This is a genomic window from Streptomyces sp. S.PNR 29 (assembly GCF_030386795.1).
GTDB lineage: Bacteria > Actinomycetota > Actinomycetes > Streptomycetales > Streptomycetaceae > Streptomyces.
Map to the genome: position 1 here is coordinate 721,977 of NZ_JANUQM010000001.1, position 22,703 is coordinate 744,679.

17 protein-coding genes and 1 pseudogene are annotated in these 22,703 nt (G+C 71.0%); 8 read left to right on the plus strand and 10 right to left on the minus strand.

The window, feature by feature from the left end:
• Positions 1-76: 76 nt before the first annotated feature.
• Together NW895_RS03550 and NW895_RS03555 are read right to left on the minus strand one after the other, a co-directional pair.
• The gene (locus NW895_RS03550) at positions 77-814 is read right to left on the minus strand and encodes a metallophosphoesterase family protein (protein ID WP_289933950.1); all 738 of its coding nucleotides are present in this window, start codon (positions 812-814) and stop codon (positions 77-79) included.
• Between the two features lie 8 nt (positions 815-822).
• Positions 823-3,699, minus strand: a complete 2,877-nt coding sequence (locus tag NW895_RS03555; RefSeq protein WP_289933609.1) for an FAD-binding and (Fe-S)-binding domain-containing protein — start codon at positions 3,697-3,699, stop codon at positions 823-825.
• A 146-nt stretch (positions 3,700-3,845) separates the two neighbouring features.
• Between NW895_RS03555 and serC the strand changes: the two genes are divergently transcribed.
• Positions 3,846-4,964, plus strand: coding sequence for a phosphoserine transaminase (gene serC, locus NW895_RS03560; protein WP_289933612.1), 1,119 nt, complete (start codon positions 3,846-3,848; stop codon positions 4,962-4,964).
• Positions 4,965-5,305: 341 nt separating this feature from the next.
• Here the strand turns inward: serC and NW895_RS03565 are convergent, their stop codons facing one another.
• Complete coding sequence (locus NW895_RS03565; RefSeq protein WP_289933613.1) at positions 5,306-5,878, minus strand: TetR/AcrR family transcriptional regulator; 573 nt, start codon at positions 5,876-5,878, stop codon at positions 5,306-5,308.
• A gap of 87 nt (positions 5,879-5,965) precedes the next feature.
• Between NW895_RS03565 and NW895_RS03570 the strand changes: the two genes are divergently transcribed.
• From NW895_RS03570 to NW895_RS03580, 3 genes are all read left to right on the plus strand, one after another.
• Positions 5,966-6,382, plus strand: a complete 417-nt coding sequence (locus NW895_RS03570) for a DUF1707 domain-containing protein (RefSeq protein ID WP_289933614.1) — start codon at positions 5,966-5,968, stop codon at positions 6,380-6,382.
• Between the two features lie 119 nt (positions 6,383-6,501).
• The gene (locus tag NW895_RS03575; RefSeq protein ID WP_289933615.1) at positions 6,502-6,942 is read left to right on the plus strand and encodes a hypothetical protein; all 441 of its coding nucleotides are present in this window, start codon (positions 6,502-6,504) and stop codon (positions 6,940-6,942) included.
• Positions 6,939-7,832, plus strand: a complete 894-nt coding sequence (locus tag NW895_RS03580; RefSeq protein ID WP_289933616.1) for a ricin-type beta-trefoil lectin domain protein — start codon at positions 6,939-6,941, stop codon at positions 7,830-7,832. The genes NW895_RS03575 and NW895_RS03580 overlap by 4 nt, the downstream gene beginning before the upstream one ends.
• Positions 7,833-7,910: 78 nt before the next feature.
• On the opposite strand, the gene NW895_RS03585 is transcribed toward NW895_RS03580, so the two are convergent.
• The 3 genes from NW895_RS03585 to NW895_RS03595 form a co-directional block, all read right to left on the minus strand.
• Positions 7,911-9,437 (minus strand): cellulase family glycosylhydrolase, encoded by a 1,527-nt coding sequence (locus NW895_RS03585; RefSeq protein WP_289933618.1) that lies wholly within the window; start codon positions 9,435-9,437, stop codon positions 7,911-7,913.
• Positions 9,438-9,546: 109 nt separating this feature from the next.
• The gene (locus NW895_RS03590; RefSeq protein WP_289933619.1) at positions 9,547-10,368 is read right to left on the minus strand and encodes an ABC transporter permease; all 822 of its coding nucleotides are present in this window, start codon (positions 10,366-10,368) and stop codon (positions 9,547-9,549) included.
• The gene (locus NW895_RS03595; protein WP_289933620.1) at positions 10,365-11,339 is read right to left on the minus strand and encodes an ATP-binding cassette domain-containing protein; all 975 of its coding nucleotides are present in this window, start codon (positions 11,337-11,339) and stop codon (positions 10,365-10,367) included. Before NW895_RS03595 ends, NW895_RS03590 begins: the two co-directional genes overlap by 4 nt.
• A gap of 87 nt (positions 11,340-11,426) precedes the next feature.
• Here NW895_RS03595 and NW895_RS03600 point away from each other — a divergent pair, with 87 nt between their 5' ends.
• Positions 11,427-12,188 carry a TetR/AcrR family transcriptional regulator gene (locus NW895_RS03600; RefSeq protein WP_289933622.1) on the plus strand — a complete coding sequence of 254 codons (762 nt, stop codon included), beginning with the start codon at positions 11,427-11,429 and terminating at the stop codon, positions 12,186-12,188.
• Between the two features lie 36 nt (positions 12,189-12,224).
• Here NW895_RS03600 and NW895_RS03605 read toward each other — a convergent pair whose 3' ends face one another.
• The 3 genes from NW895_RS03605 to NW895_RS03615 form a co-directional block, all read right to left on the minus strand.
• The gene (locus NW895_RS03605; protein ID WP_289933624.1) at positions 12,225-12,617 is read right to left on the minus strand and encodes a hypothetical protein; all 393 of its coding nucleotides are present in this window, start codon (positions 12,615-12,617) and stop codon (positions 12,225-12,227) included.
• 78 nt (positions 12,618-12,695) lie between these two features.
• Entirely contained in the window at positions 12,696-18,773 is a 6,078-nt protein-coding gene (locus NW895_RS03610) for a DNRLRE domain-containing protein (protein WP_289933625.1), read from the minus strand.
• A gap of 276 nt (positions 18,774-19,049) precedes the next feature.
• Positions 19,050-20,030 (minus strand): WD40 repeat domain-containing protein, encoded by a 981-nt coding sequence (locus NW895_RS03615; RefSeq protein WP_289933627.1) that lies wholly within the window; start codon positions 20,028-20,030, stop codon positions 19,050-19,052.
• A gap of 90 nt (positions 20,031-20,120) precedes the next feature.
• On the opposite strand from NW895_RS03615, the gene NW895_RS03620 reads away from it, so the two are divergent.
• A complete protein-coding gene (locus tag NW895_RS03620) occupies positions 20,121-20,795 on the plus strand; it encodes an SGNH/GDSL hydrolase family protein (RefSeq protein WP_289933628.1) in 675 nt (224 codons plus the stop codon).
• On the opposite strand, the gene NW895_RS03625 is transcribed toward NW895_RS03620, so the two are convergent.
• Positions 20,783-21,535, minus strand: coding sequence for an aminoglycoside adenylyltransferase family protein (locus tag NW895_RS03625; protein WP_289933629.1), 753 nt, complete (start codon positions 21,533-21,535; stop codon positions 20,783-20,785). The two genes, NW895_RS03620 and NW895_RS03625, sit on opposite strands and share 13 nt — an antisense overlap.
• 91 nt (positions 21,536-21,626) lie before the next feature.
• On the opposite strand from NW895_RS03625, the pseudogene NW895_RS03630 reads away from it, so the two are divergent.
• Together NW895_RS03630 and NW895_RS03635 are read left to right on the plus strand one after the other, a co-directional pair.
• Positions 21,627-21,773: pseudogene (locus tag NW895_RS03630) on the plus strand (Uma2 family endonuclease); the annotation flags it as partial.
• A 178-nt stretch (positions 21,774-21,951) separates the two neighbouring features.
• A complete protein-coding gene (locus NW895_RS03635) occupies positions 21,952-22,695 on the plus strand; it encodes a hypothetical protein (protein WP_289933630.1) in 744 nt (247 codons plus the stop codon).
• Positions 22,696-22,703 lie beyond the last annotated feature (8 nt).

Below are 22,703 nucleotides of genomic sequence, written 5' to 3' on the forward strand. Positions count from 1 at the left end.
ACTTTGTCAGGCGCGTGAACCCGTTATGGAGCTGTCCTGGAACCGCCCCGTACGTCCAGGGGCCCCGGGCGTCGGATCATGAAGCCGAGAAAACCCTCAGCGCCTCCGCGTCCGTCGCCCGCGCGTGGAGGAAGTAGTCGGCCCAGGCCTCGATGTCCGGGTAGGCCGATTCCGCGGTGAGGCGGGCGATCGCGGCCGGGATGTCGTACGGGGTGACACGCAGGTCGGTGCCGGGTCCGAGCAGGCACCAGTGGGCGCCGGGACGGCCGTACGGCATGCCGACGCTGCCGGGATTCACCACCAGACGGCCGTGGGCCAGGCGGGCGTAGGGCATGTGCGTGTGGCCGCAGACCACCGTGCGGACGGTGCCGGGGACCTCCGCGAAGACCTCCGCCCACCGGTCGAGACGCGAGTCGACCAGCACCGTCTCCTCGTCGTCCCGGGGCGTGGCGTGGCAGAACAGGACCTCGCCGTGGCCCCGGACGGGGAGGGTGAGCGTCGGGGGCAGGGCCGCGAGGAACTCGACCTGCTCGTCGGTGAGTCGCCGCGCCGCGTACGGGCCGATCGGGTCGGGGATCTCCTGCCGCTCGCCCCTGCGGTACTCGACGAGTTCACGGTCCGCGTTGCCGCCGACCCACAGCACCCTCTCGCCCAGCTCGCGCAGGACGTCGATGACCTCCACCGGCTGCGGGCCCGCCGCGATGTCGCCGGTGAGGACGATCCGGTCGGCGGCGGCCACCTCCGGTTCGGCCAGCACGGCCTGAAGGGCCGGAAGCACACCGTGGATGTCGGACAGAACGGCCACCCGCCCCACCTCAGTACTCAACCTTCGTCCTCCCCCTCCAACGCCTCCGCCAGCACTTCCGCCAGATGCCGCCCCCGCACGCCCGCCAGCTGCTCCAGCTGCGTACGGCAGGAGAACCCGTCCGCCAGGATCACCGTCCCCTCGGGCGCCTCCCGTACCGCGGGCAGCAGTTGTTCCTCCGCGCAGGCGCTCGACACCTCGAAGTGCCCCTTCTCGAAACCGAAGTTACCCGCGAGACCACAGCAGCCGCCGCTCAGTTCGCCCGAGAGCAGAGCGGCTTGACGCAGTCGGCGGTCCGCCGCGTCCCCCAGCACCGCGTGCTGGTGGCAATGGGTCTGGCCGGCGACCGGGCGGTCCACCCGGGGCGGGGTCCAGCCGGGAGCGTGGCGTTCCAGGGTCTCCGCGAAGGTCAGGACCCGGGCGGCGAGGCGGGCCGCGCGGGGGTCGTCGTGCAGCAGCTCGGGCAGGTCCGTGCGGAGGGCGGCGGCGCAGCTGGGCTCCAGGACCACGACCGGGGAGGCGGTGTCGAGCACCGGTTCCATGAGGTCGAGTGTGCGGCGCATGACCGCGCGGGCGCGGTCGAGCTGACCCGTCGAGACGTACGTCAGCCCGCAGCAGACCCGGCCGCGGCCCCGGAGGAGGGACAGCGGGTCGAGGGCGACCGTCGTACCGTCGCCCACCGGCGCCTTCCCGAGGTGCACGGTCGGCGGGAGCGCCACGCGCAGCCCGGCTGCCCGCAGCACGCGTACGGCCGCCTGCCCCACGGACGGCGAGAGGTGCTCGGTGAAGGTGTCCGGCCAGAGGATGACCAGCTCGCCGCCCCCGGCGGTCGTCTCCGCGCGCCGCCGCTCCCACCAGCGGCTGAACGTCCGCGTCGCGAGCCGCGGGATCGCCCGCTCGGGGGCGATCCCGCCCAGCCGTTTCGCCGCCCACGCAAGCGGCCGGAGGCCGGCGAGGGCGTTGACGGCACGCGCCGTACGCGTACGGGCCACCGCCCGCAGCCATACCGGCAGCCACCCCATCGTGTAGTGCGCGGCGGGGCGGCGGCGCCCCGCGTAGTGGTGGTGGAGGAACTCCGCCTTGTACGTGGCCATGTCGACCTCGACCGGGCAGTCCGACCGGCACCCCTTGCAGGACAGACACAGGTCCAGCGCGTCGCGCACCTCCTGCGACCGCCAGCCGTCGGTGACCACCTCGCCGGCCAGCATCTCGTGCAGCAGCCGGGCACGCCCGCGCGTGGAGTGTGCCTCCTCCCCCGTCGCCCGGAAGGACGGGCACATGACGGCGGAACCCGGCACCGACGTCGTACGGCACTTGGCGACGCCGACGCAGCGGCGTACCGCCGCCGAGAAGTCGCCGCCGTCGGACGGGTAGCCGAAGGCGACGTCCACGGGCTCGCGGGGCAGGACGGAGAAGCGGAGGCCGGCGTCGAGGGGCGCGGGGCGGACCAGCATCCCCGGGTTGAGCAGGTCCTCCGGGTCCCAGAGGGCCTTGACGCGCTCGAACAGGGCGACCGTCTCGGCGCCGTACATCTTCGGCAGCAGCTCGGCCCGCGCCTGCCCGTCCCCGTGCTCCCCCGACAGCGAGCCGCCGTGCGCCACGACCAGCTCGGCGAGCTCTTCGGAGAAGCGCCGGAAGCGGCCGATGCCCGTATCGCTCATCAGGTCGAAGTCGATGCGGACGTGGATGCAGCCGTCCCCGAAGTGCCCGTACGGCGTGCCGCGCAGGCCGTGGGCGGACAGCAGCGCCCGGAAGTCCCGCAGATACGCGCCGAGCCGGGCCGGCGGCACCGCGCAGTCCTCCCAGCCGGGCCAGGCCTCCCTGCCGTCCGGCATCCGGGTCGCCGTACCCGACGCGTCCTCCCGGATGCGCCACAGGGCGCGCTGCTCGGCCGGGTCGGTCACGACCAGGGAGTCGACGACATCGGCGGCCCGCACGATGGCCTGCGCACGCGCGCGTGCCTCGCCCGCCGTGTCCCCGCCGGTCTCCACGAACAGCCAGGCACCGCCCCGCGGCAGCCCGTCGGTGGAGGGCACGAGATCCACCGCCATCCCCTCCACGGTCAGCGGCCCGTGCGGCAGCAGCCCCGCCGCGGCCTCGGCGGCGGCGCTCTCGTCTCCGTACGCCAGCACGGCCAGCGCACGCGCGCGGGGCGCCTCCACGAGCCCTACGACCGCCTCGGTGAGGACGCCGAGGGTGCCCTCGCTCCCGCAGAAGGAGCGGGCGACATCGGCCCCCTTCTCGGGCAGCAGCGCGTCGAGCGCGTACCCGGAGATACGGCGGGGCAGCTCGGGGAAGCCGGTCCGCAGCCGCGCCAGCTCGCCCCCGACCAGCTCCCGCAGCCCGGCCGGGGCCCCGGCCCACCCCGGCCCGAGCCGCAGCCGCTCCCCGCCCGCCGTGATCACGTCCAGCTCGCGCACGCTGTCGGCGGTCGTCCCCCACGCCACCGAGTGCGAGCCGCACGCGTTGTTGCCGATCATGCCGCCGAGCGTGCAGCGGCTGTGGGTGGAGGGGTCGGGGCCGAAGCGCAGGCCGTGCGGGGCGGCGGCCTCCTGGAGACGGTCGAGGACGAGGCCGGGCTGGACGACGGCGGTGCGCGCGTCCGGATCCAGGGCGAGGAGACGGTTCATGTGCCGGGTGAAGTCCAGCACGATGCCCGTGCCCGTCGCCTGCCCGGCGATCGACGTACCGCCTCCGCGCGGGACCACCGGCACCCCGTGCGCCCGGCACACCTCCAGCACGGCCGCCACGTCGTCGGCGTCCCGCGGCGCCACCACGCCCACCGGGACGCGCCGGTAGTTGGACGCGTCCATGGTCACCAGCGCCCGGGAGGTGACGTCGAACCCGACCTCGCCCCGGACGGCCCGCCGCAGCTCCGCCTCCAGATCCGTCATGCGTCCAGGATGCATCCCGCCACTGACAGTGACGGTCCCGCCCGGCGGTGGCCGGCGGAGCCGCGCCCCCTGGGCCTCAGCCGAAACGCGTCTCATCCGACGGACGACGTTTCGCCCAGGTTTCCCGAAACGGCTACCCTCCCACCGTGGCTGAGATCCAGATTCCCGCTGACATCAAGCCCGCCGACGGACGTTTCGGCGCGGGCCCCTCCAAGGTGCGGACGGAAGCGCTGGACGCGCTGGCCGCCACCGGCACCTCCCTCATGGGCACCTCCCACCGCCAGGCCCCCGTCAAGAACCTGGTCGGCAAGGTGCGCGAGGGCATCCGCGAGCTGTTCCAGCTCCCCGACGGCTACGAGGTGATCCTCGGCAACGGCGGCTCCACCGCGTTCTGGGACATCGCGACGCACGGCCTGATCGAGAACAGGTCGCAGCACCTCAGCTTCGGCGAGTTCAGCTCGAAGTTCGCCAAGGCGGCCAAGCTCGCCCCGTGGCTGGCCGAGCCGGACGTCATCTCCGCCGACCCGGGCACGCACCCCGAGCCGGCCGCCGAGGCAGGCGTGGACGTCTACGCCTTCACCCACAACGAGACCTCGACCGGCGTGGCCATGCCCATCAAGCGCGTGGAAGGTGCCGACGAGGGCGCGCTGGTGCTGGTCGACGCCACCTCGGGCGCCGGCGGTCTGCCGGTCGACATCGCCGAGACCGACGTCTACTACTTCGCCCCGCAGAAGTCCTTCGCCTCCGACGGCGGCCTGTGGATCGGCGTCTTCTCCCCGGCGGCGATCGAGCGCGCCGAGCGCATCCACGCGTCCGGCCGCCACATCCCGGAGTTCTTCTCGCTCCCCACGGCGATCGACAACTCCCGCAAGAACCAGACGTACAACACCCCGGCCCTCGCCACCCTCTTCCTGCTCAACGAGCAGCTGGAGTGGATGAACGGCCAGGGCGGCCTGGACTGGTCGGTCCGCCGTACCGCCACCTCCGCGCGCACGCTGTACGGCTGGGCCGAGGACATCAAGTACGCCAACCCGTTCGTCGCCGACCCGGCCAAGCGCTCCCAGGTCATCGGCACGATCGACTTCACGGACGAGGTCGACGCCGCCGCCGTCGCCAAGGTCCTGCGCGCCAACGGCATCGTCGACACGGAGCCGTACCGCAAGCTCGGCCGCAACCAGCTGCGCATCGCCATGTTCCCGTCGGTCGACCCGGCGGACGTCGAGGCGCTGACGAAGTGCGTCGACTATGTGATCGAGAAGCTGTAGCGGTTCGTCCGCACGACGACGAGGGGCGCCCCGGGAGGACCGGGCGCCCCTTTGTCGTCGTCGCAGGCCGTCGCGTCAGGCTTCGGTCGGCTGATCCTCTGCCCCTCTGACCCTCGGGCGTCACGACGTCCTCTAAGCGCTTGACGGCGGGAACCCCGTCCGCCCGCGATACGCTCACCAGCCGCCCCACGCGCCCACCGCGGCGAGCGGTCCGCGCCCGGAGAACATCCCGTAGCTCTCCCCCGACAGGTCCATCGCAAAGCGCGGCCCGGACGCTCTGCGTCGCGCCGACCGAGCGTGATCGTGCCGATCATCGAACAGGGCATCGCCCGGGGGTCGCTTCAGTTCTCCCTCAACAGGGCGTCCAGCCCCTGGTCCAGAGCCCTGAGCAGGGGCTCGTGCTCCTGCGAGGTGTAGAGCATCCGCAGCGCCAGGCCGTCCGACAGGGCGATGACGGCGTCGGCGATGACCCCTGCGTCCGCGCTGTGGCCTGCTGATTCCAGCCAGGATGCCAGGGCCTGCCGGACGTCCTGGTCGACCTGCCGCCGGATCGCGGCGAGGCGGGGGTGGTGGGCCGCGTGGACGGCGAAGGCGAGCTGTGCGGTGGCGTCGGCGCGGCGCTCGGCGTCCAAGGGGAGGGTGGTGAGGATCAGTTCGCGCAGCGCCTGGCGCAGCGGCAGCGTGGTGTTCACGTCGGCCATCCGCCGCTCGATGCGCTCGCCGGCCAGCTCGGCGGCGAAGGCGAGCATCTCCTCCTTGGTGCTGAAGTACTTCTGCACGGCACCGGGCGAGCGGCCGCTGGCGGCGGCCACGGTGCGCACGCTGACCTCGTCGAGGCCGCGCTCGGAGGCCAGTTCCAGCAGGGCCGTACCGATCTGCCGGCGTTGTTCCTCCCGGTCTACGGTCCTGGGCATCGGATGTGCTCCCACCTTTTAGATACAGTCGTATTCTAAAGTCACTGCCGGCGCCCTGCTGCGGGGCATGCAGAGAGGGGGACAGCGATGGACGATCGGCATGAGCGTGCCACAGCTGACGCGCGGGTCTCGGACCGCGACAGGGACCAGGTGCTCAGCGCGCTGACAGCGGCGCTGGCCGAGGGGCGACTCGAACCGCACGAGCACGCGAACCGCTCGAAGAGCGCCCTTCAGGCGCGTACGGCCGGTGAACTGGCCGCACTGACGGCCGACTTGCCCGCACCCGCACCCACCCGCGCGGAGCGGGACCGCAAGGACCTCAGGGAGTGGCTCGACGAGTGGCGCTACTGGCTCGGCGGACTGGTGATCATGTCGGGGATATGGGGCGTGCGCTGCGTGCGGAAGGAAGAGCTGACGTACTACTGGCCGATCGCGCCGCTGGGAGTGTGGGCGGCCGTGCTGGTCGCCATCGCGATCTGGCCACGCGGCGCGGACGACGCCTGAGCGACGCCCTCCCCGCCCCCCGTGGCACCGGCCTGGCCGCAGATCGCGGAATCCTCGTCACTGTGCGGCGCCGATCGACTACGCTACGCGCATCTCACAGCTCGTAAGGGGAGAAAGGGATGCTCGGAGAGGCACTGACGGAGCTGGCGGCCGCGCTGGGGGCGGCCGTCGTGCAGGCCGCGGGGACCGATGGATGGGCCGCGCTCCGGGTGCGGGTGGCCCGGCTGTTCGGCCGGGGGGACGGGCAGCGGGAGCGGATCGAGCTGGAGCGTCTCGACCGCACGGCCGCGGCGCTGGAGGCGGCCGGGCCCGCGGAGGACGAGCGGGTGCGGACCCAGGAGGGCGCGTCCTGGCAGACCCGTGTCGAGGTCCTGCTGGAGGGGCTGGGGGAGGAAGAGCGCGGGCAGGTCGCCGCAGAGGTGCGCCGCGTGGTGGACGAGCAGGGCGGACGGGCTCAGCACGGTGGAGGAAGCGTCTCCGGGAACACCTTCCGGGGCCCCACAGCGGTTCAGGTCGGAAACGGCAACCGGCAGGACAACCACTTCGGGTCGGGAGCATGAGCCCGTCCCAGGACCACGGCGGTGGGGTGTCCGGCAACACCTTCCACGACTCCGCCGCCGCACAGAGCGGTGACCAGGGCATTCAGATCAATCAGTTCGCCGGGGCACCACGGGAGACGCGGAGCCGCGTACGGGTCTACCTGGCCGCGATCGTCGTGGCGGTGGGAATCGGCTGTGCCGGGACGGCCCTGACGCTGGCCGGGGGTACGGGGCGTGACGCGGCCCCCGACCGGCCCGGGCCGTCGGCGAACGGTCCGTCCGACGCCGGTCCCGGACCGGCTCGGCCGTCGGCTTCTCCTGCTCCGGGTACGCCGGACGGCCCGAAGGCCGGCCCGGCCTTCCCGCCCCGCGCGACCGAGCCCACCAGGGCACCTCACGGCCCCGGTGCCGGACCGCCGGACGAACCGGCACCCTCGGACACCGACACCGACACCAGCGACGGCGACGGCGACGGCGACGGCGACGGCGGCAAGCAGCCCTCCCCCACGGACCGCCAACCCGCAGCCGCCCGAAGGCTCCACAATCAGGCGACCGGGATGTGCCTGGCCGTCCCCCGGTCCGACACGGCCGACGAAGCCGAGATGATCCAATGGCCGTGCAGCAACAGCGAGAGCCAGCTCTGGACACTGCAAGCCGTGTCGGGCGGCCACCGAGTGCGCAACGCGGCGACCGACAAGTGCCTGGTCGTCAGCGGCACATTGGGAGACACCGTCACGCAGAAGACGTGCGGCAGCGGTGCCGACCAGGTCTGGGTACGAGACTCACTCGAACGGCTCAAGAACCGGAACAGCGGCTTGTGCCTGGCCATCCCCAGGAGCAGCAGACAGCAAGGCACCGAGGCCATCCAGTGGACGTGCTCGGAGAGCACCGATCAGCGTTGGGGCTGGTGACACGGGGACTCTTCGCACGCCGAGGCCCGTCGGGGCGCCCGGAGAACACACCACACCAGGCGCCCCTTCGTGCCCCCGTCACCCCGCCGTACAACTCACCGCCGGCACACCTCCGCCTCCGGGCGCGCCCCCGAGTCCGAAGCTCGCCGAACCGCCCACCGGGACGGCCCCGTTGTGGGCGGCGTTGGAGGCCGTGACGGTCGCCCCGCTCTGCGTGTACGAGGCGTTCCACATGCTGGTGACCTTCTGCGAACCGCTCCAGGTCCACGTCACCTTCCAGGACTTCAGCGGCACGGTGCCCGTGTTGGTCACCTTCACCTCGGCGTTGAAGCCGCCGCCCCAGTCGCTGCTGACGGTGTACGCGGCGCCGCAGGTCGCCGTACCTCCGCCGGGGTCACCGGGACCACCGGGGTCGCCGCCGGAACCGCCGCCCGGGAATCCCGGTGCCTTGATGCTCGCGAGGTATCCGTCCTTCACGGTGTCCACCGTCGACCAGTCGTCCTTCAGGATGCCGCCGGTGTCACCGGAGTTGGGGTTCCAGGACCAGAAGGTCCAATGGAAACTGTCGGCGCCGTACGTCGACGTCGACCGCAGGTACGTCACCAGCGCGGACAGCCACTTCTGGTCCACCGTCGCCTGGAGCGTCGTACCGAACTCGCCGACCCAGACCGGGGCGATGTTCTGCTTGAAGATGTAACCCCAGTACTTGTCCCAGATACCGGGCATGTTGGCCGGGAACGACGGGTCGCTGAACCAGCTCTGCTGGGCCACGCTGGTCGCGTAGTCATGGGCCGAGTACACCAGCCGGTTCGGCACGTCGAGCTGCACGGGGTACTGGGCGACGCCCATCAGGTTGCCGCCCCACCAGCCGGAGACGCCGTTGAACGACTGCACGCCCTCGACCATGATCAGCAGGTCGGGGTTGACGGACAGCACCGCGTTGCCGGCGCGCTGGGCGGCCAGGCGCCAGTCCCGTGTCGTGTCGCCGCAGCCCCAGCAGGCCGGGTCGTGGGGCTCGTTGTGCAGGTCGATGCCGACGACCGTGGAGTTGCCCTTGTAACGCGTCGCCAGGGACTTGAGGTTGGTGATCCACGTCGACTCGGGGACCGACGCCGTGTACCAGAGCGCCGACTGGCCGCCCGCGTCCGGGCGGTGCCGGTCCAGGACGATCTTGAGTCCGGCCTGACCGGCGTACGCCACGATCCGGTCCAGCACCTGCAGGGACGTCAGCCCACGCAGGTCGGTGTTCTTGCCGTCGTAGTTGATGCTGTCCGGCATGGTGCCGGGCTTGAGGATGTCGTCGCTGTAGGGGATGCGCAGGGTGTTGTAGCCCAGCGACTTCATCTGGTCGATCATGCTCTTGTAGTCACGGGCCCACAGGCCGTGGACGACGTGGTTGCCGGTCTCGAAGCCGAACCAGTTGATCCCGGCGATGCGCACCGGCTGCCCGGCCGCGTCCAGGATCTGCCGGCCACTGGTGTGCCAGTAACCGGCGCCGGCAGCGGCGGCTTCGGCATCCGCGCCATGGGCCGTCTGGACACCCGCCAGTGGTAACAGGAGCGCCGCCGCCACCGCGCACAGCGCTCTTCGCAAGCTGCGGAACATGTCGCTGCTTCCTCTCGGGAGGCGCGGGCCGGAACGGTGGGAGCGCTCCCACCCCGCACCTCCCATGGAACGCACGCCACATGAGCACGTCAAGTGCGGAGGCGCCTGCTCACCGGCTGAGCTTCTTGAACCGTCGTACCGCCAGCGGCAGAAACACCGCCGTCAGCGCCACCGGCCACACCACCGACATCAGCAGCGCGTGCTGTTCGACCCACGAGTCGCCGCCCCCGACGGGCGTCCCGAACAGGTCGCGCGTGGCCGCAGCCGTCGAGGAGATGGGGTTCCAGGCGGCCACCCAGCCCAGCCAGTCGGGCATGAGCTGCGGGGCGACGAAGATGCTGGAGATCATCGTGAACGGGAAGGCGACCGCGAAGAGGCCGCCCGCCGCCTCCGGGTTGGGCACCAGGAGGCCCAGCCACACGCCGATCCAGATCAGCGCGAAGCGCAGCCACAGCAGCAGCCCGAACGCGGCCAGGAAGCTCCAGCCCCCGTCCGGCCGCCAGCCCATGGCCAGGGCGGTGAGCACCATGATCGTCAACTCGGCGCAGGCCACGATGAGGTCGGTCACCCCGCGCCCGGCGACCACGGCGGACGAGGCCATCGGCATGGAACGGAAGCGGTCGATGACACCCTTGGTGGAGTCGTAGACCACGAGCGACGCCGTGTTGACGAAGCCGAACGCCATCGTCATCGCGAACATGCCCGGCATCAGGAAGTCCTTGTAGTCCCCGCCGCCGGGTACCTTCATCGCGCTGCCGAAGACATAGCCGTACAGCAGCACCGACAGGATCGGGAAGCCCAGCTGCCAGGCGATGTTGACCGGCTGGCGCTGGTAGTGGGTCAGGCCGCGGCGGACGATGTTCCAGCAGTCGGCGAGCAGCCAGTACGTGCGGCCGTGGGTGGCCGGGCCGGTCAGATCCACGGCGGTCATGCGGCGGGCTCCTTCGTGTCCGATACGGCCGTGCGGTGTCCGGTCAGGCGCAGGAACACGTCGTCGAGGCTCGGCCTGCGCAGCCCGATGTCCTCCACCCGGACGTCCTCGTCCCGCAGGGTCCGCGCCACCTCGGTCAGCGCGGTCACCCGGTCGGCGACCGGGGCGTGCACCCGCAACTCGTCCTCGTCCGTCTGCGGTTCGCCGTCCGAGACACGGGCGACCACCTTCACCGCGCGGGGCAACTCCGCCCGCTCGGCCACCACGACCTCGATGCGGTCGCCGCCCACCAGGTTCTTCAGGCCGTCCGGGGTGTCGTCGGCGATGGCCCGGCCCTGGTCGATGACGGTGATGTGCGAGGCCAGCTTGTCGGCCTCGTCCAGGTACTGCGTGGTCAGCAGGACGGTGGTGCCGCTGGCCACCAGCGCCCGTACGGACTCCCAGACCTCGCCCCGGCTCCGCGGGTCCAGTCCCGTCGTCGGCTCGTCGAGGAAGAGGACGGCGGGGGCGAGGATCATCGAGGCGGCGAGGTCGAGGCGGCGCCGCATGCCGCCGCTGTACTTGCCGACGCCCCGGTCCGCGGCGTCGGTCAGGTCGAACTGCTCCAGCAGCTCGGCGGCCCGCAGCTTGGCGCGCCTGCCGCCCAGGTGGAACAGCCGGCCGAACATCTCCAGGTTCTGCCGGCCGGTGAGCACCTCGTCCACGGCCGCGTACTGCCCGGTGAGCCCGATCCGGGCGCGCACCTCGCGGGGCCGGCGGGCCACGTCCAGGCCGGCCACGGTGGCCCGGCCGCCGTCCAGCCGGATGAGCGTGGACAGGATGCGCACGGCGGTGGTCTTGCCGGCGCCGTTCGGTCCGAGCAGCCCGTGCACGGTGCCCTCGCGGACGGCCAGGTCGAAGCCGTCGAGGGCGCGTTTCTCGCCGTACCGCTTCTCCAGGCCTTCGGCCAGGACCGCGTAACCGTCGTTCATGGGGTCCCCCTTCCGGTAACTGAGTACACCGTACCCGATTACGCGTACGCCGTACTCAGTTTTTTGGCGCGGAACTAAGCTGCACCCATGACGAGCGGTACGGAGACCAGCGGCAGCGGCGACATCGGGCGGACTCTCGAACTGTTGTGGGACACCGGCAAGCGCCCCAGCCGTGGCCCCAAACCGGGCCTGACGCTGGAGCGGATCGTGGAGACCGCCATCGAGGTCGCCGACCGGGAGGGGCTGGGCGCGGTCTCGATGCGCCGGGTCGCGGGCGAGCTCGGCACCGGCGCGATGTCCCTGTACCGCTACGTCCCCGGCAAGGCCGAGCTGCTCGACCTGATGCTGGACCGCGTCCAGCGCCCCGCCGACGACGCGGCCGGCCTCGGCGACGGCGACTGGCGCTCCACCCTTCAGGCCCTGGCCCGCGCCAACCTCGCCCTGTACCGCCGCCACCCCTGGCTGCTCCAGGTCAACCAGTCCCGCCCGCTCCTCGGCCCGAGCGCGCTCGACGGCATGGAGAAGGTGCTCTCCCGGATCAAGCCGATGGGCCTGAGCGACCCCGAGCTGCTCTCGGCGATCATCATGATCGACGGGTACGTCGTCGGCGCCGCGCGCACCCAGGTCCACCAGGAGGAGGCGGAGCGGACGACGGGCCTGACGGACGCGCAGTTCTGGCAGGCGCAGACCCCGTTCCTGGAGAAGGTGCTGGCCGGCGGGCGCTATCCCGTCATGGCCTCGCTCTCCGAGGACACCTTCAGCGCCGACTTCGACCACTTCGAGTTCGGTCTGCAACGGATCCTGGACGGGCTGGAGGTGCTCGTGTCACGGCGCCGCGGGAAGCAGTGACGACGGCCCCTGGCAGGCGGCAGCCGGCGCGTCACCTCAGGCACCGAGGTAGGTGGTACCGCCCGCTATGAGGATTCCGGCGAGCAGGGAGAGCAACCCCGGCAGGTACTCCGACGCGCGCTGTGCTCCCTGCCCGTCCCTCGCGGCGTACTTGAGCAGCGAGCGGCTGACCATGCCGAACACCAGCGGAACCATGAGGGTCTTCAGCTCATCGAGATCCGCACGCGGATGTCTTCCCGTAGCCAGTTCGCCGATCAGCACTCCGGCGACGGAGGCCAGAACGACGGCGAGTGTGAGTTCGAACCGCAGCGCTTTCCGCTTTCCCGCGTCGCGCCGCGCTCGGAACTTGAGAACGAAGTAGGCCGCCAGGGTGATCGTCGCGAGAGCGAGCGAAAGGACGGCAGCGGCTTCCCAAAAGCCGACGGGCATGGGGTTCCTCGGATCTGGTCTAGTAGTGATAGCTGCCCCGGAGACTCGGACGAGTCTCCGGGGCAGCTGGGGGTCAGGCTAGAAGAGGTCTCCGCAGTCCTCCTGGACCGAAGAGATCCCCATGAAGTTGGCGATGGCTCCGCCCAGCATGCCTCCCACGCGCTTCCAGTCGCGCTTCCGGTTGTGCCTCAGGGATTTGAGGATCCGGTAGGTGCGCTTGATTCCGGCCTTCCGGATCACCCTCACGGCTTTCCTGATCTTGAGTGCCCAGCCGGCCGCCGTGAAACCGATCACGATTTCGAAGATGGCGTAGGCGCACTTCCAGATCTTCCAGGCCATGCTGTTGGACCACCACCACTTGCCGTTCAGGTCGTACATGGTGATGGGGTCCGCGGGGTATCCGTAGGCGTTCGTCCCGCCGCCGGCCACCGGGTCGGTCTGCAGGAACCTGCCGGTCGCCGAGTCGTACACCCGGGCGCCCATCAGGGTCAGCCCGGAGAGGGTCTCACCGGACCGCTGCTGGGCACCGAGCCAGTCGTACCGCGCGGACGCGGAGGTCGACCGGAGGTTGCCGTACTCGTCGGTGTCGAGCACGGTGGGTGCCTTGGTGGTGTCCAGCGGCAGCTGGAGCGTGATGTCCCCGTGGATGTCGCTGAGCTGGAGCACCGTGTCACCGGTCTTGCTGGTGGTGGCGGCCAGTTCACCGCCCAGGGCCTCGACGTTGCGGGTGACGGCCCCGGTGCTGGTGTTCTCCGTGACCCAACTGGGCTTGTCGCAACCGCAGTCGTAGTGGTTCACCTTCGACTGGGTCCCCGCCCACGTGCCCGAGCTGTTCGACTCGACGGTCCAGGAGCGGATGCGCAGGGAGCCGTCGAGCTTCCAGGTCTGCCGCTGGTTGCCCACGGTCTCCTGGTAGAGCAGGTCGTTGTTGTAGTAGCCGAGGGTCACCCCGCCCGGCTTGGCGGTGGTGCGGCTGAAGGCGTCGTAGGCGTAGCCGGTGTCGACCTGGCGGTCGGCGCTGTCGTAGGTGTAGCTGGTGGTGGTGCCTCCCGTGGTCGGGCAGTCCGTGCCGGGCGTGCCGGTGGCACTGGTCAGGGTCTTGCGGTTGGCGCGCTGGTCGAAGGCGTAGGTGCGCCTCGTGCAGATCGTCTCCGCGGTGTCCTCGACGGAGGTCAGCCGCCCGGCGGCGTCATAGCCGTAGACCTGCTCCGAGGTCTGCGCCTCCGAGATCACCTGGCCGTGGATGGACCGGGTGGTGCTGTCGGACTGCACGATCGCACCGTCGCTGTCGCGCGTGTAGGTGCGGTTGACCGGGGTGCCCGCCGGGTCCAGGGACTGCTGGACGGTGTAGCCGCCGGGCAGCTTCTCGCCGACGACGGCGCCGTCGCCGTCGTAGGAGGCCGTGAAGGTACCGGCCACGGAGTCCACGGCCTTGGTGACCAGACCGCGCGGCTCCGCCGTGTGGTCGTAGCTGTAGGTCACCGTGGACGGGATGTTGTTGCCGGTCTTCACCTTCCTGCCCAGCAGGTCGTACTCGGTGGTGGTGGTCCCGCCGTCGGCGTCGGTGTAGGAGACGGGGCGTCCGAGCTTGTCGAACACCGTGGTCAGCGTTCCGCCGGTGGGCGACACGGTCTTGGTCGCACGGCCGGACTCCGCGTCGTACTCGGTGGTGCTCTCCGGCGCGGCCGGACCGACACCGCCGGTGATCTTCACCGACTTGACGCGCCCCGCCTCGTCGGTGCCGACCGTCGTGGTGCGGGTCGACCCGTTCGCGGTCTCGGTGGTCTTGGCGGTCAGGCCCCACCAGTCGTACTCGAGCGTCTTGACCGGCAGTTGCGACGGGTTGGAGCCGCCTGAGGTGATCGTCCCGGCCGGGCCGGTGGAGCACACCATGTCGGCCCATTCGGGGCGTCCCGAGCAGGCGCCGGTGCCGGTCGCCGACCAGTAGGTGGTGATCCGGGTGGTGGCGTCGGTTCCGCTGCCGCCCGGCTGGACGACCTTGGTCTCCCGTCCCTGGCCGTCGTATTCGGTGGTCCGGGTGATGGCCAGGCCCCCGGGGTCCTCCACGGTCTTCACCGGGAGCCCCTTGGCCCAGTCGTAGACCGTCTGCACGACCCGGGTCTCGCCCTGGACCTGCGGGTGCTCGCGCACCTGCGCACCGGTCGTGACCTTGGTGATCTGGTCCTTGATCACGGCGGTGCCGTCGGTGGGACGGCCCTCGTCGTAGGAGTTCACGGTCCAGGACCGGGCGGTCACCGATGTGCCGGCACCGGCCAGGGTCGTGGTGCCCGACTTCAGGTCCGCGGTCAGGTCGACGCGGCGCAGCGGGCCGAACTCCTCCAGCTCACGGGTGCCCCGGGCGTCGAAGACCGTCCGGCTGGACAGCAGCTCCGCGCGCTCGGCCGTGGGCAGTTGCGCGATACCGAGATCGTTGCGGGTGGCGGCGTCCGCGGCGGAGGTGCCGATGGCGGCCTGCCTGTTGGCCGCCGTCAGTTCGCGCACCACGTTGCCGAACCGGTCGTACTCGGTGGTGGCGATGTGACCGCCGGGGCTCGCCTTGTCGACGGTACGGCCGGAGGTGCCCAGGTAGTGGATCGTGGCCCGCTTGTAGTCCGCCGAGCCGAGCGACGTTCCCGTGTGGAGGGCGGGAATCGAGTCGGCGGGGAAGACGGCGGTCGCGTCCGCCGGAGCGTCGGTCTGGCCCCAGGCCTTCACGTCGGCCGCGCCCATCTGGTGCGGGGCGGAGGCCCCGGTCAGAGGCACGTCGTACACCAGGGACGTGACGGCCTCGCCTTCCACGGTGGCCGTCGTGCCCTGCTTCAGCGCGGGGCGCGTGGCCTTGAGCAGCATGCCGTCACCGGCCGCACTGCTCGAACCGACCTTGCCGTAGGTGAAGGTCCACGGCAGCTCACCGGGCGGGGTGACCTTGGTGACCCGGCCCTCGCTGTCGTAGTCGTACTCCGTCTTCAGCGCCGGGGAGGTCTGGGTGTCCCAGGTCTGCCGCAGCCGGCCCGCGGTGTCGTACGCGTAGCTCTGCACGGTCTTCGCGGTGGCCGCGGCGGCCCCGGAGGCGGTGGACCAGAGACGGATCTCCTTCACCTGGCCGTCGTAGTCGCCGTAGGCGCTGTCGGTGGCCGTGGTGGACGTGGCGTAGACGAACTCCAGGAGCCGGCAGCCCTTCGTGGACGGTTCCGCCTTGCAGGCCGCGACCGTGGTGGCCGAGGTCGGGGCGAAGACCCGCTCCGGGCGGGCGAGTTCCTTGCCGTCGACCGTCACCGTCCGGGACTCGATGGTGGTGGTCGACTCCGTCTGACCGTCGTTCCGGCTGCTGGTGACCTGCCAGGTCGTGGCGCCGGCGGGCTTGGTGAAGTCCGTGACCGTGCCCTCGGTGTCCGACAGCGTGAAGCTTCCGGCGGTGCTGCCCTTGAGCGTCAGGTCCTCCGAACCCCGCTCCGGGGTCCAGCCGGTCTTGTCGGCGTTGGCGGTGAAGTGGAGGGAGGTGTCGTCCACGGTCACCACGTCCACCGCGGTGTCGGAGATCCTCCGCAGGTAGCGGTAGTCGGAGTCGGTGACCTCCGCGACGGTTCCGCTGGCCCACTCCTGGCCGAAGATCGGCACCTGGCCGTCCTGCGCGGCACGGGGCGTACGGGAGGACGCGGAACGCTCCACCGACAGGCCGAAGTGGGAGACGTCGGTCTCGGAGACCGCGAAGTCGCCGGTGAGGAGGTTGACCGAACCGGGGCCGACCGCCTCGGTGGCGGCGCCGTCGGCGTTGCGGTCCACCACGGCCGCCAGCGGGTCGGTGCTGCCCGAGGCGCCGTTCGGTCCGGTGAAGTCGGCCTTGATCTCGATGCTGCCGTCGGGGTCGACCGTGTCCGTGGCGTTCCACGTCAGCGCGGGGCTCTTGCCGCTGGTCAGCGCGACCGGCCAGGCCGACAGCGCGGTCCCGTCCCTGGTCACGTCCGAGGCCGGGATCCTGGTCCATGCGTCGGCCGTGGAGCGGCGCCAGGAGAAGGACACGGAGTCGTACTTGGCGGCGTCGGCCTCCGCGACCAGCGGAAGACGGCGTGCGGTGCGCTCACCGTCGGAGGGCTGCACGAACCCGCCAGGACCGGCGTGGAAGTCGTACTCGACCGCCTCGGACTTGTTGTCGGCCTTGTCGGCGGCCCGGACCCGCAGGGTGTGGTTGCCGTCCCGAGGCGGCACGACGGAGATGGCCTTGTCGGCGGAGGAGCCGCCGGTGCCCACCTTCGTCCAGGTCACACCGTCCAGCGACCACTCCAGCCAGTTGTGGTCGGTGGCGGGCGGGGTGACGGTGAAGGTGCCGGCCTGGCCCGCGCCCTTGACCCAGGCGTTCGAGGGATAGTCGGTGGACGTGATCTTCGCCGGCGCGGACGGGGCGCTGGTGTCGACGGTGAAGGTCTTCCACGCCGACCAGCCGCTGTTGTAGTGCGTCCCGTCGTACGGCGAGGTGCGGAACTTGTACGTCTTGCCGTTCGTCAGCACCCCGGACGGCACGGTCACCGAGGCGACCTGTCCGGAGGGCACGTACTTGGACACGATGACGTCGCCGACCTGGGTGTTGGTGGCGCTGTCGAAGATCTGGAAGGTGCCGTCGACCTTGTCACCGTCGGCGTCGACGAAGGTGTCGCGCAGCGTCGGGGTGGTGGTGTTGACGACGTAGGCGCCGCCGTAGGAGAAGTACGGCGGGCCGGCCTCCTGCTTGGTGCCGGTGCGCGGCCGGTAGTTGTAGTTCACCACGAGCTTCGGCGGGTAGGCCGCGGCGTTGGCGGAGTTGACCCGCTTCCACTGAGCGGTCGCGTTCTCGTCCGAGGCGCGCAGGCCCATGTGGCCACGGGTGGCCTTGGCCGACGCCCATTCCTGCGTCAGTGCCGTCACATCGGCGTTGATCCAGCCGTCCGGGGCCGAGGTGCACGTGCTGTTGCCGCGGGTCTCGGTGGACGTGGCCTTCTTCGCCGTCCAGGTCGGCTGCGCCGTCCAGCGCGAGGAGGTGGAGGCCGCGCCGGCCGACCAGACCTCCCACGGGTAGGCCTTGCAGTCGGTGCTGTTGCCGGAGTGGAAGTTCCACAGGCTCAGGCGGGCGTCCAGCACCAGCGCGTCCTGGATCGCGGTGGTGTTCCAGGAGATGAAGGAGCGCGCGATGCGCGGCGTGCCGTCGGCGTTCTTGGTGCCCGGGTTGCCGAGGTCCAGCTCGACGTCGGTGGACCAGTCGACGGTCTCGCCCTGCTGCACGTAGGTGTCGAAGACGCTGGACAGCGACGAGGTCGACGGGTCGACCGTCACCGGGTACCGGGTGTCCGCGTCCGCGAGGAACTCGGCGTCCGGGGTGATCACCAGGTCGACCGAGGACCCCTTGCGCACGACCTTCAGGCCCACCTTGGCCTTGTGGGTGTGCTCACCGGAGCGTTTGTCGACGGTGGCGTCCCACATCACCGGCGCGGGCATCACGGCCTGCTTCTTGTTCTTCTTGTCCGTGAACTGCACGCTGCCGTCGGCCAGCTGCTTGACCTTCAGGCCCTTGGCCTTCAGCGGCAGCGTGTACGAGTAGCCGCCCGTCGCCGGCTGCTTCTTGATCTCGACGTACTGCTCGAAGCCGGTACGCGTCGCCTCGACCACCACGTCGGCACCGGGCACGGCGTCGACGTACTCCGCCCGTGTGCCGTCCAGCTTCGGCTCGGGCAGACCGCCCTTCCACTGCAGCGTGATCTGCTCGTCACCCTCGCCCAGGGTGACCAGGTCGACGGCCTTCTGCCGCTGCGCCGCTCGCAGCGACGTGGCCGGCTTCCCCGTCCTGCCCGCCAGGCGCAGGCCCTGCGGGTGCGCCACGGGCTCCACTCCGCTACCGGAGTCACGCAGCTCCACGTCGACGTCGACCCACTGGCCGTCACGCTTGAAGCGGACCGGACCGGCCGTCAGCTCCGTGGTCAGGCTGCCGTCCTTGTTCACCCAGGTGGTCGATGTCTCGGTGCGCTCGCTGAGCGCCTCCACGCGGTGGCCGTAGAGCCGCGCCGCGACCCGGGCTGACGGGATGTCGGCGGCCTGCTGGGCCGCCGTCTTCTTCTCTTTCGGTGCGTTGACCGTCTGGGCCGGCTGGACCGCCGCGGCGCTTGCCGTGTCGATCAGTGTGACTGCCATGGCCAGGGCAAGGCTGCCTGCTATCCAGCGAAGGCTTCCCCCAGACCAAGGACCCCCGCGCCCGCCGGAAGCGGGTCTGTGATCCGTCATGATCCCTCGGTCTTTCTCATCTTTCACTTCGTCACTTGTGTGACGTAGAAGTGAAGATAAGCGGGACTTAAAGAGCAGGAATGTTGGCAAGCTCGCAAAAGACGGACATCAGGCCCGTCATACAGGGCCGTGATATCCGTCACGGAAGCAAATGGTGCCGACCACTCAGAGAGGGCCCGGAACGACCTAGGACGGTCGGCGCCGCAGCCGTTTCAGCGCCCAGACCAGTGCGGCACCCGCAGCCAGAGCCAGTGCGCCGGCCTTGACACGGCCACTCATGCCGTCACCACCGTCGCCGTTGCTCGTTTGCTGCGAACTCCCCCTGGCCGGGGGTGACTTGGCGTCATCCGCACCGGGCGCGTCCTCCGCCTCGACCGAACTGTCCGCGCCCTCGCTGCCGTACATCAGCTTCGTCCCGTCGGCGGAGTAGCTGACGGACTCCCCCTGCCCCTGCAGGGGCACGTCGAGCCGCCCTTGCCGCTTGATCTTCCCGCCGTTCCAGTCGTACCAGATGCCGCCGAAGTAGCCGCGTACGGCGAGTCGTTCACCGTCGGGGGAGAGGGCGGCGTCGGTGGCCCAGAGGTCGACGGGGGCGATGGGCTTGAAAACGTTCGTGCCGGAGGGGGAGAGGGTCGCCGGCCCCTCGTACAGATGCCCGCCGTCCTCCTTCTTGTCGATGATGTAGACGCGCCCGGTCTTGGGGTGCACGACCAGCGACTCGGCGTCCCGGGCGCCGTCCGCGTACTTCACGACGTACTGCGTGGCCCGGATCGTCCGGTCCGTCAGCCGCTTGGGCTCCGGCAGCTCGTAGATCCACACGTACGGCCAGGTGCCGCCGAGGTTGTCGCCGATGTCGCCGACGAAGATGCGGTTGCCCGGCCCGATCGAGATGGCCTCGACATCGCGCGGGGAACCGATGCCGCTGAGGGTGATCCGGGCGACGGTCTTGCCGGTGGAGCTGTCCACGGCGTACAGGTACGGGCCGTCGTCGCTGTCGTTGTGGGTCCAGTAGATGCCGGGGTGCAGGCGCGAGGCGGCGAGACCGCTGGACTCGGTGATGCGCGGGTCGCTGATCGTGAACCCCTCGTCCCCGTCGGCGGCGGAGGCGGGCACGGCGAAGGCGCCCACGAGAAGGGCCGCGGCGAGGAGTGCGAACGGTCTGCGCATGCCCCAAGCCTGCCATCACGGGGGAGGGTTCGCGGGGCCAGTGGTCGGCTTCACACCCCACCGGCCCGGGTGATCGTCCATGATGAGCGGATGCTCAGGTTCATGCCCGTCGGTGACTCCATGACGATCGGCAGCGCGGGCGAACACACGTGGCGCTACCGGCTGTGGCAGCACCTGTGCGGGTCGTACGGCGGCCCCTTCCGCCTCGTCGGCCCGCGCGAGACGCTGTACGACAAGGCGGCGGACGCGCCGACCTCGTACGCGTACGCCGATCCGGACTTCCCCCGCGCCCATCTGGCCGGCTGGGGCGAGGGCTGGCTGCACATGGCCCCGCTGGTCGGCGAGGCGGTGCGGTCCTGCCGCGCGGACGTGCTGCTGGTGTCGCTGGGCCTGATAGACCTGGGCTTCTACACCGACGCCGACCAGACGGCCGAGAACGTACGCGCCTTCGTCGCCGAGGCCCGCTCGGCCAACCCGCACGTCCGGATGGTGTGGCTGCCGGTCATCCCCAACATCCGCGCCGAGCACGACGCCCCCTTCGCCGCGCAGGTCACCCGCTTCAACGAACTGCTCGCCAAGACGGCCGCCGACCTGGACGAGCCGGGCTCCGCGCTGCTGCTGGCCTCGACCCCGCCGACGTACGACATCCACACCGACACCTACGACGGCACGCATCCCAACGCGAGCGGCGAACACAAGATCGCTGGGGCGTTCGCGGACGCCATGCACCAGGGGTGGGGACTGGGCGGTCCCTACGACGGGTGACTGTCCGCGATCACACGGACCAGGAACTCGGCGCAGGGCCGTACGCGCGGGCGCAGGTCGTCCCAGTGCTCCTCCTCGTCCCCCAGGTGGACCGCCCGCGCGCGGGCCAGCACGGGACGGTGCTCGGCCGGGAGCCGCCGCAGCGCCCAGTCGGCCGCCGTGTCCTTCGAACGGATCTCGCCGGTGACGAGGGTCGTCCAGACGCGGGCCAGGGTGAGCAGGACGTTGCGGGTGTCGGAGTCCAGCTCCGCCATGAGCTGCGGCACCCCGGCGACGATCGCGCGCCGCAGGTCGGCGGGCGGGACGGGGTCGAGGAGGTCGGCGGGCGGGGGACCGTGGAGAGGTGCGTTCGCCCGAAGGACCATGGTGAGGAGCGGGGCGAGGTCGGGCATGGGCCCGGGGGCGGGCGTGACACCCCGCTCGAAGTCGGCGCGTAGCCAGTCGCCGTAGAGGAAGTCGCAGGTGGGCGGGTAACGCCAGGGCCGCACGGCGTCCCGCACGACCACGATCAGCTCGACGTACCGCCGCCCGTCGGTGCCGGACACCTTGAGCAACTCGTCGACCAGCTCCCGGCGCTGGGCTTCGGTCGTGGAATGGCGTACGACGGCCAGGACGTCGATGTCGCTGTGAGGGCGGAGGCCACCGAGGGTGGCGGAGCCGTGGAGGTAGGCGCCCAGGAGGTTGTCGCCGAGCGTGTGATGGAGGAGTCGTACGACGTGGGTGGCGTGGTCGGCTGGCATATGCGGCTCTCCCCGTGTCGTGGTTCACCGTGCGTATCGTTGTACTGCGCGGCTGCGCCTGTCGACGGTGCGGTCGGGGAGGAGCGCCACGATGACCGTCCTGGAAGACAGGATCGAGATGGCCGACACCAACACCAAGCGCCTGGACGAGTGGTTCGAGCGACTTGAGCGGATGCCCGTCCCCGAAGGATTCAGGGTCGAGATCGTCGGGGGCACCGTCCGCATGACGCCGCAGCGATGAGGACGTCCGTGGACTTCGGCACCGGCCTCGACCTGACCGGCACCGTCGTCGACCTCACCCTCACCACCGGCGACTTTCCCCGCGACTGACACCACGTCAGTCATCGATCACCCCACCGAGCGGTTTACCCTCGATCCCGTCGACCCCGTCCCCGCCCGCCCCTACCGTCCACCGCATGGCGACACAGACCACGGTGGACGAACTGGCCCGGCGCGTGGGCCAGGAGTTGCTCGGGGAGTTCCGGGACCGGCTGCGGGCGGAGTTGCTCCGGCAACCCAAGGAGTGGCTGGTGGAACAGTTGCTGGCCCGGGTGCCCCCGCCGAGGGCCGGTGGCGAGCCCTCCCCCGGCCCCGAGACGGACACCGACCGCGCCCGTCGCCGCGACCGCATCCGCGCCTGGTCCCTCGACCACGAGGGGCTCCGCGACCGGGTCGCCCGTATGACGGACTGGACCCGCGAACGGCTGGAGGCCGAGGGGCTGCTCCTCGGCCCGCCCGCCAAGGGCGGACCCCTCATCGCACCTCACCACCGCTCCCCCGCCGGCGAGGACCTGCTCCGCGAAGCCAAGGACCTGTTGTACGCCCTGCTGTTCGGCGGCGACGACGAGGGCGTCCGCCTCGGCCGCGTGGAGCGTGAGCTCCTCACTCTCACCGTCCCCAGCGCGAAGGCGCACGCGGTGTCGTTCATGCTGCGCGCCGCGACCGAGATCGGCGCCGTGGGCACCTGGCAGGACCCGGCGGGCCGCGCCCACGACGAGCGGGCGCCGAACCTGCTGGTGCAGGTCGAGTACGGCGAGGTCGCGGGCGAACTGGTCGGACACGGCATCGCCGCGGCCCTGCGGCTGATCAACGACCTGGAGGTCAACGAGCAGGTGCTGTACGGGCGGATGGAGAACGTGGAGGAGAGCACGCTTGCCTAGGCCCTTGC

Bases quoted from the DNA above. Each gene is read 5' to 3' on its own strand.
- NW895_RS03555 (WP_289933609.1), bottom strand. From the start codon at position 3,699: ATGACGGATCTGGAGGCGGAGCTGCGGCGGGCCGTCCGGGGCGAGGTC.
- NW895_RS03615 (WP_289933627.1), bottom strand. From the start codon at position 20,030: ATGCGCAGACCGTTCGCACTCCTCGCCGCGGCCCTTCTCGTGGGCGCC.
- NW895_RS03575 (WP_289933615.1), top strand. From the start codon at position 6,502: ATGCTCGGAGAGGCACTGACGGAGCTGGCGGCCGCGCTGGGGGCGGCC.
- NW895_RS03620 (WP_289933628.1), top strand. From the start codon at position 20,121: ATGCTCAGGTTCATGCCCGTCGGTGACTCCATGACGATCGGCAGCGCG.
- NW895_RS03570 (WP_289933614.1), top strand. From the start codon at position 5,966: ATGGACGATCGGCATGAGCGTGCCACAGCTGACGCGCGGGTCTCGGAC.
- NW895_RS03610 (WP_289933625.1), bottom strand. From the start codon at position 18,773: ATGGCAGTCACACTGATCGACACGGCAAGCGCCGCGGCGGTCCAGCCG.
- NW895_RS03590 (WP_289933619.1), bottom strand. From the start codon at position 10,368: ATGACCGCCGTGGATCTGACCGGCCCGGCCACCCACGGCCGCACGTAC.
- NW895_RS03635 (WP_289933630.1), top strand. From the start codon at position 21,952: ATGGCGACACAGACCACGGTGGACGAACTGGCCCGGCGCGTGGGCCAG.
- NW895_RS03595 (WP_289933620.1), bottom strand. From the start codon at position 11,339: ATGAACGACGGTTACGCGGTCCTGGCCGAAGGCCTGGAGAAGCGGTAC.
- NW895_RS03625 (WP_289933629.1), bottom strand. From the start codon at position 21,535: ATGCCAGCCGACCACGCCACCCACGTCGTACGACTCCTCCATCACACG.
- NW895_RS03605 (WP_289933624.1), bottom strand. From the start codon at position 12,617: ATGCCCGTCGGCTTTTGGGAAGCCGCTGCCGTCCTTTCGCTCGCTCTC.
- NW895_RS03600 (WP_289933622.1), top strand. From the start codon at position 11,427: ATGACGAGCGGTACGGAGACCAGCGGCAGCGGCGACATCGGGCGGACT.
- NW895_RS03585 (WP_289933618.1), bottom strand. From the start codon at position 9,437: ATGTTCCGCAGCTTGCGAAGAGCGCTGTGCGCGGTGGCGGCGGCGCTC.
- NW895_RS03580 (WP_289933616.1), top strand. From the start codon at position 6,939: ATGAGCCCGTCCCAGGACCACGGCGGTGGGGTGTCCGGCAACACCTTC.
- NW895_RS03565 (WP_289933613.1), bottom strand. From the start codon at position 5,878: ATGCCCAGGACCGTAGACCGGGAGGAACAACGCCGGCAGATCGGTACG.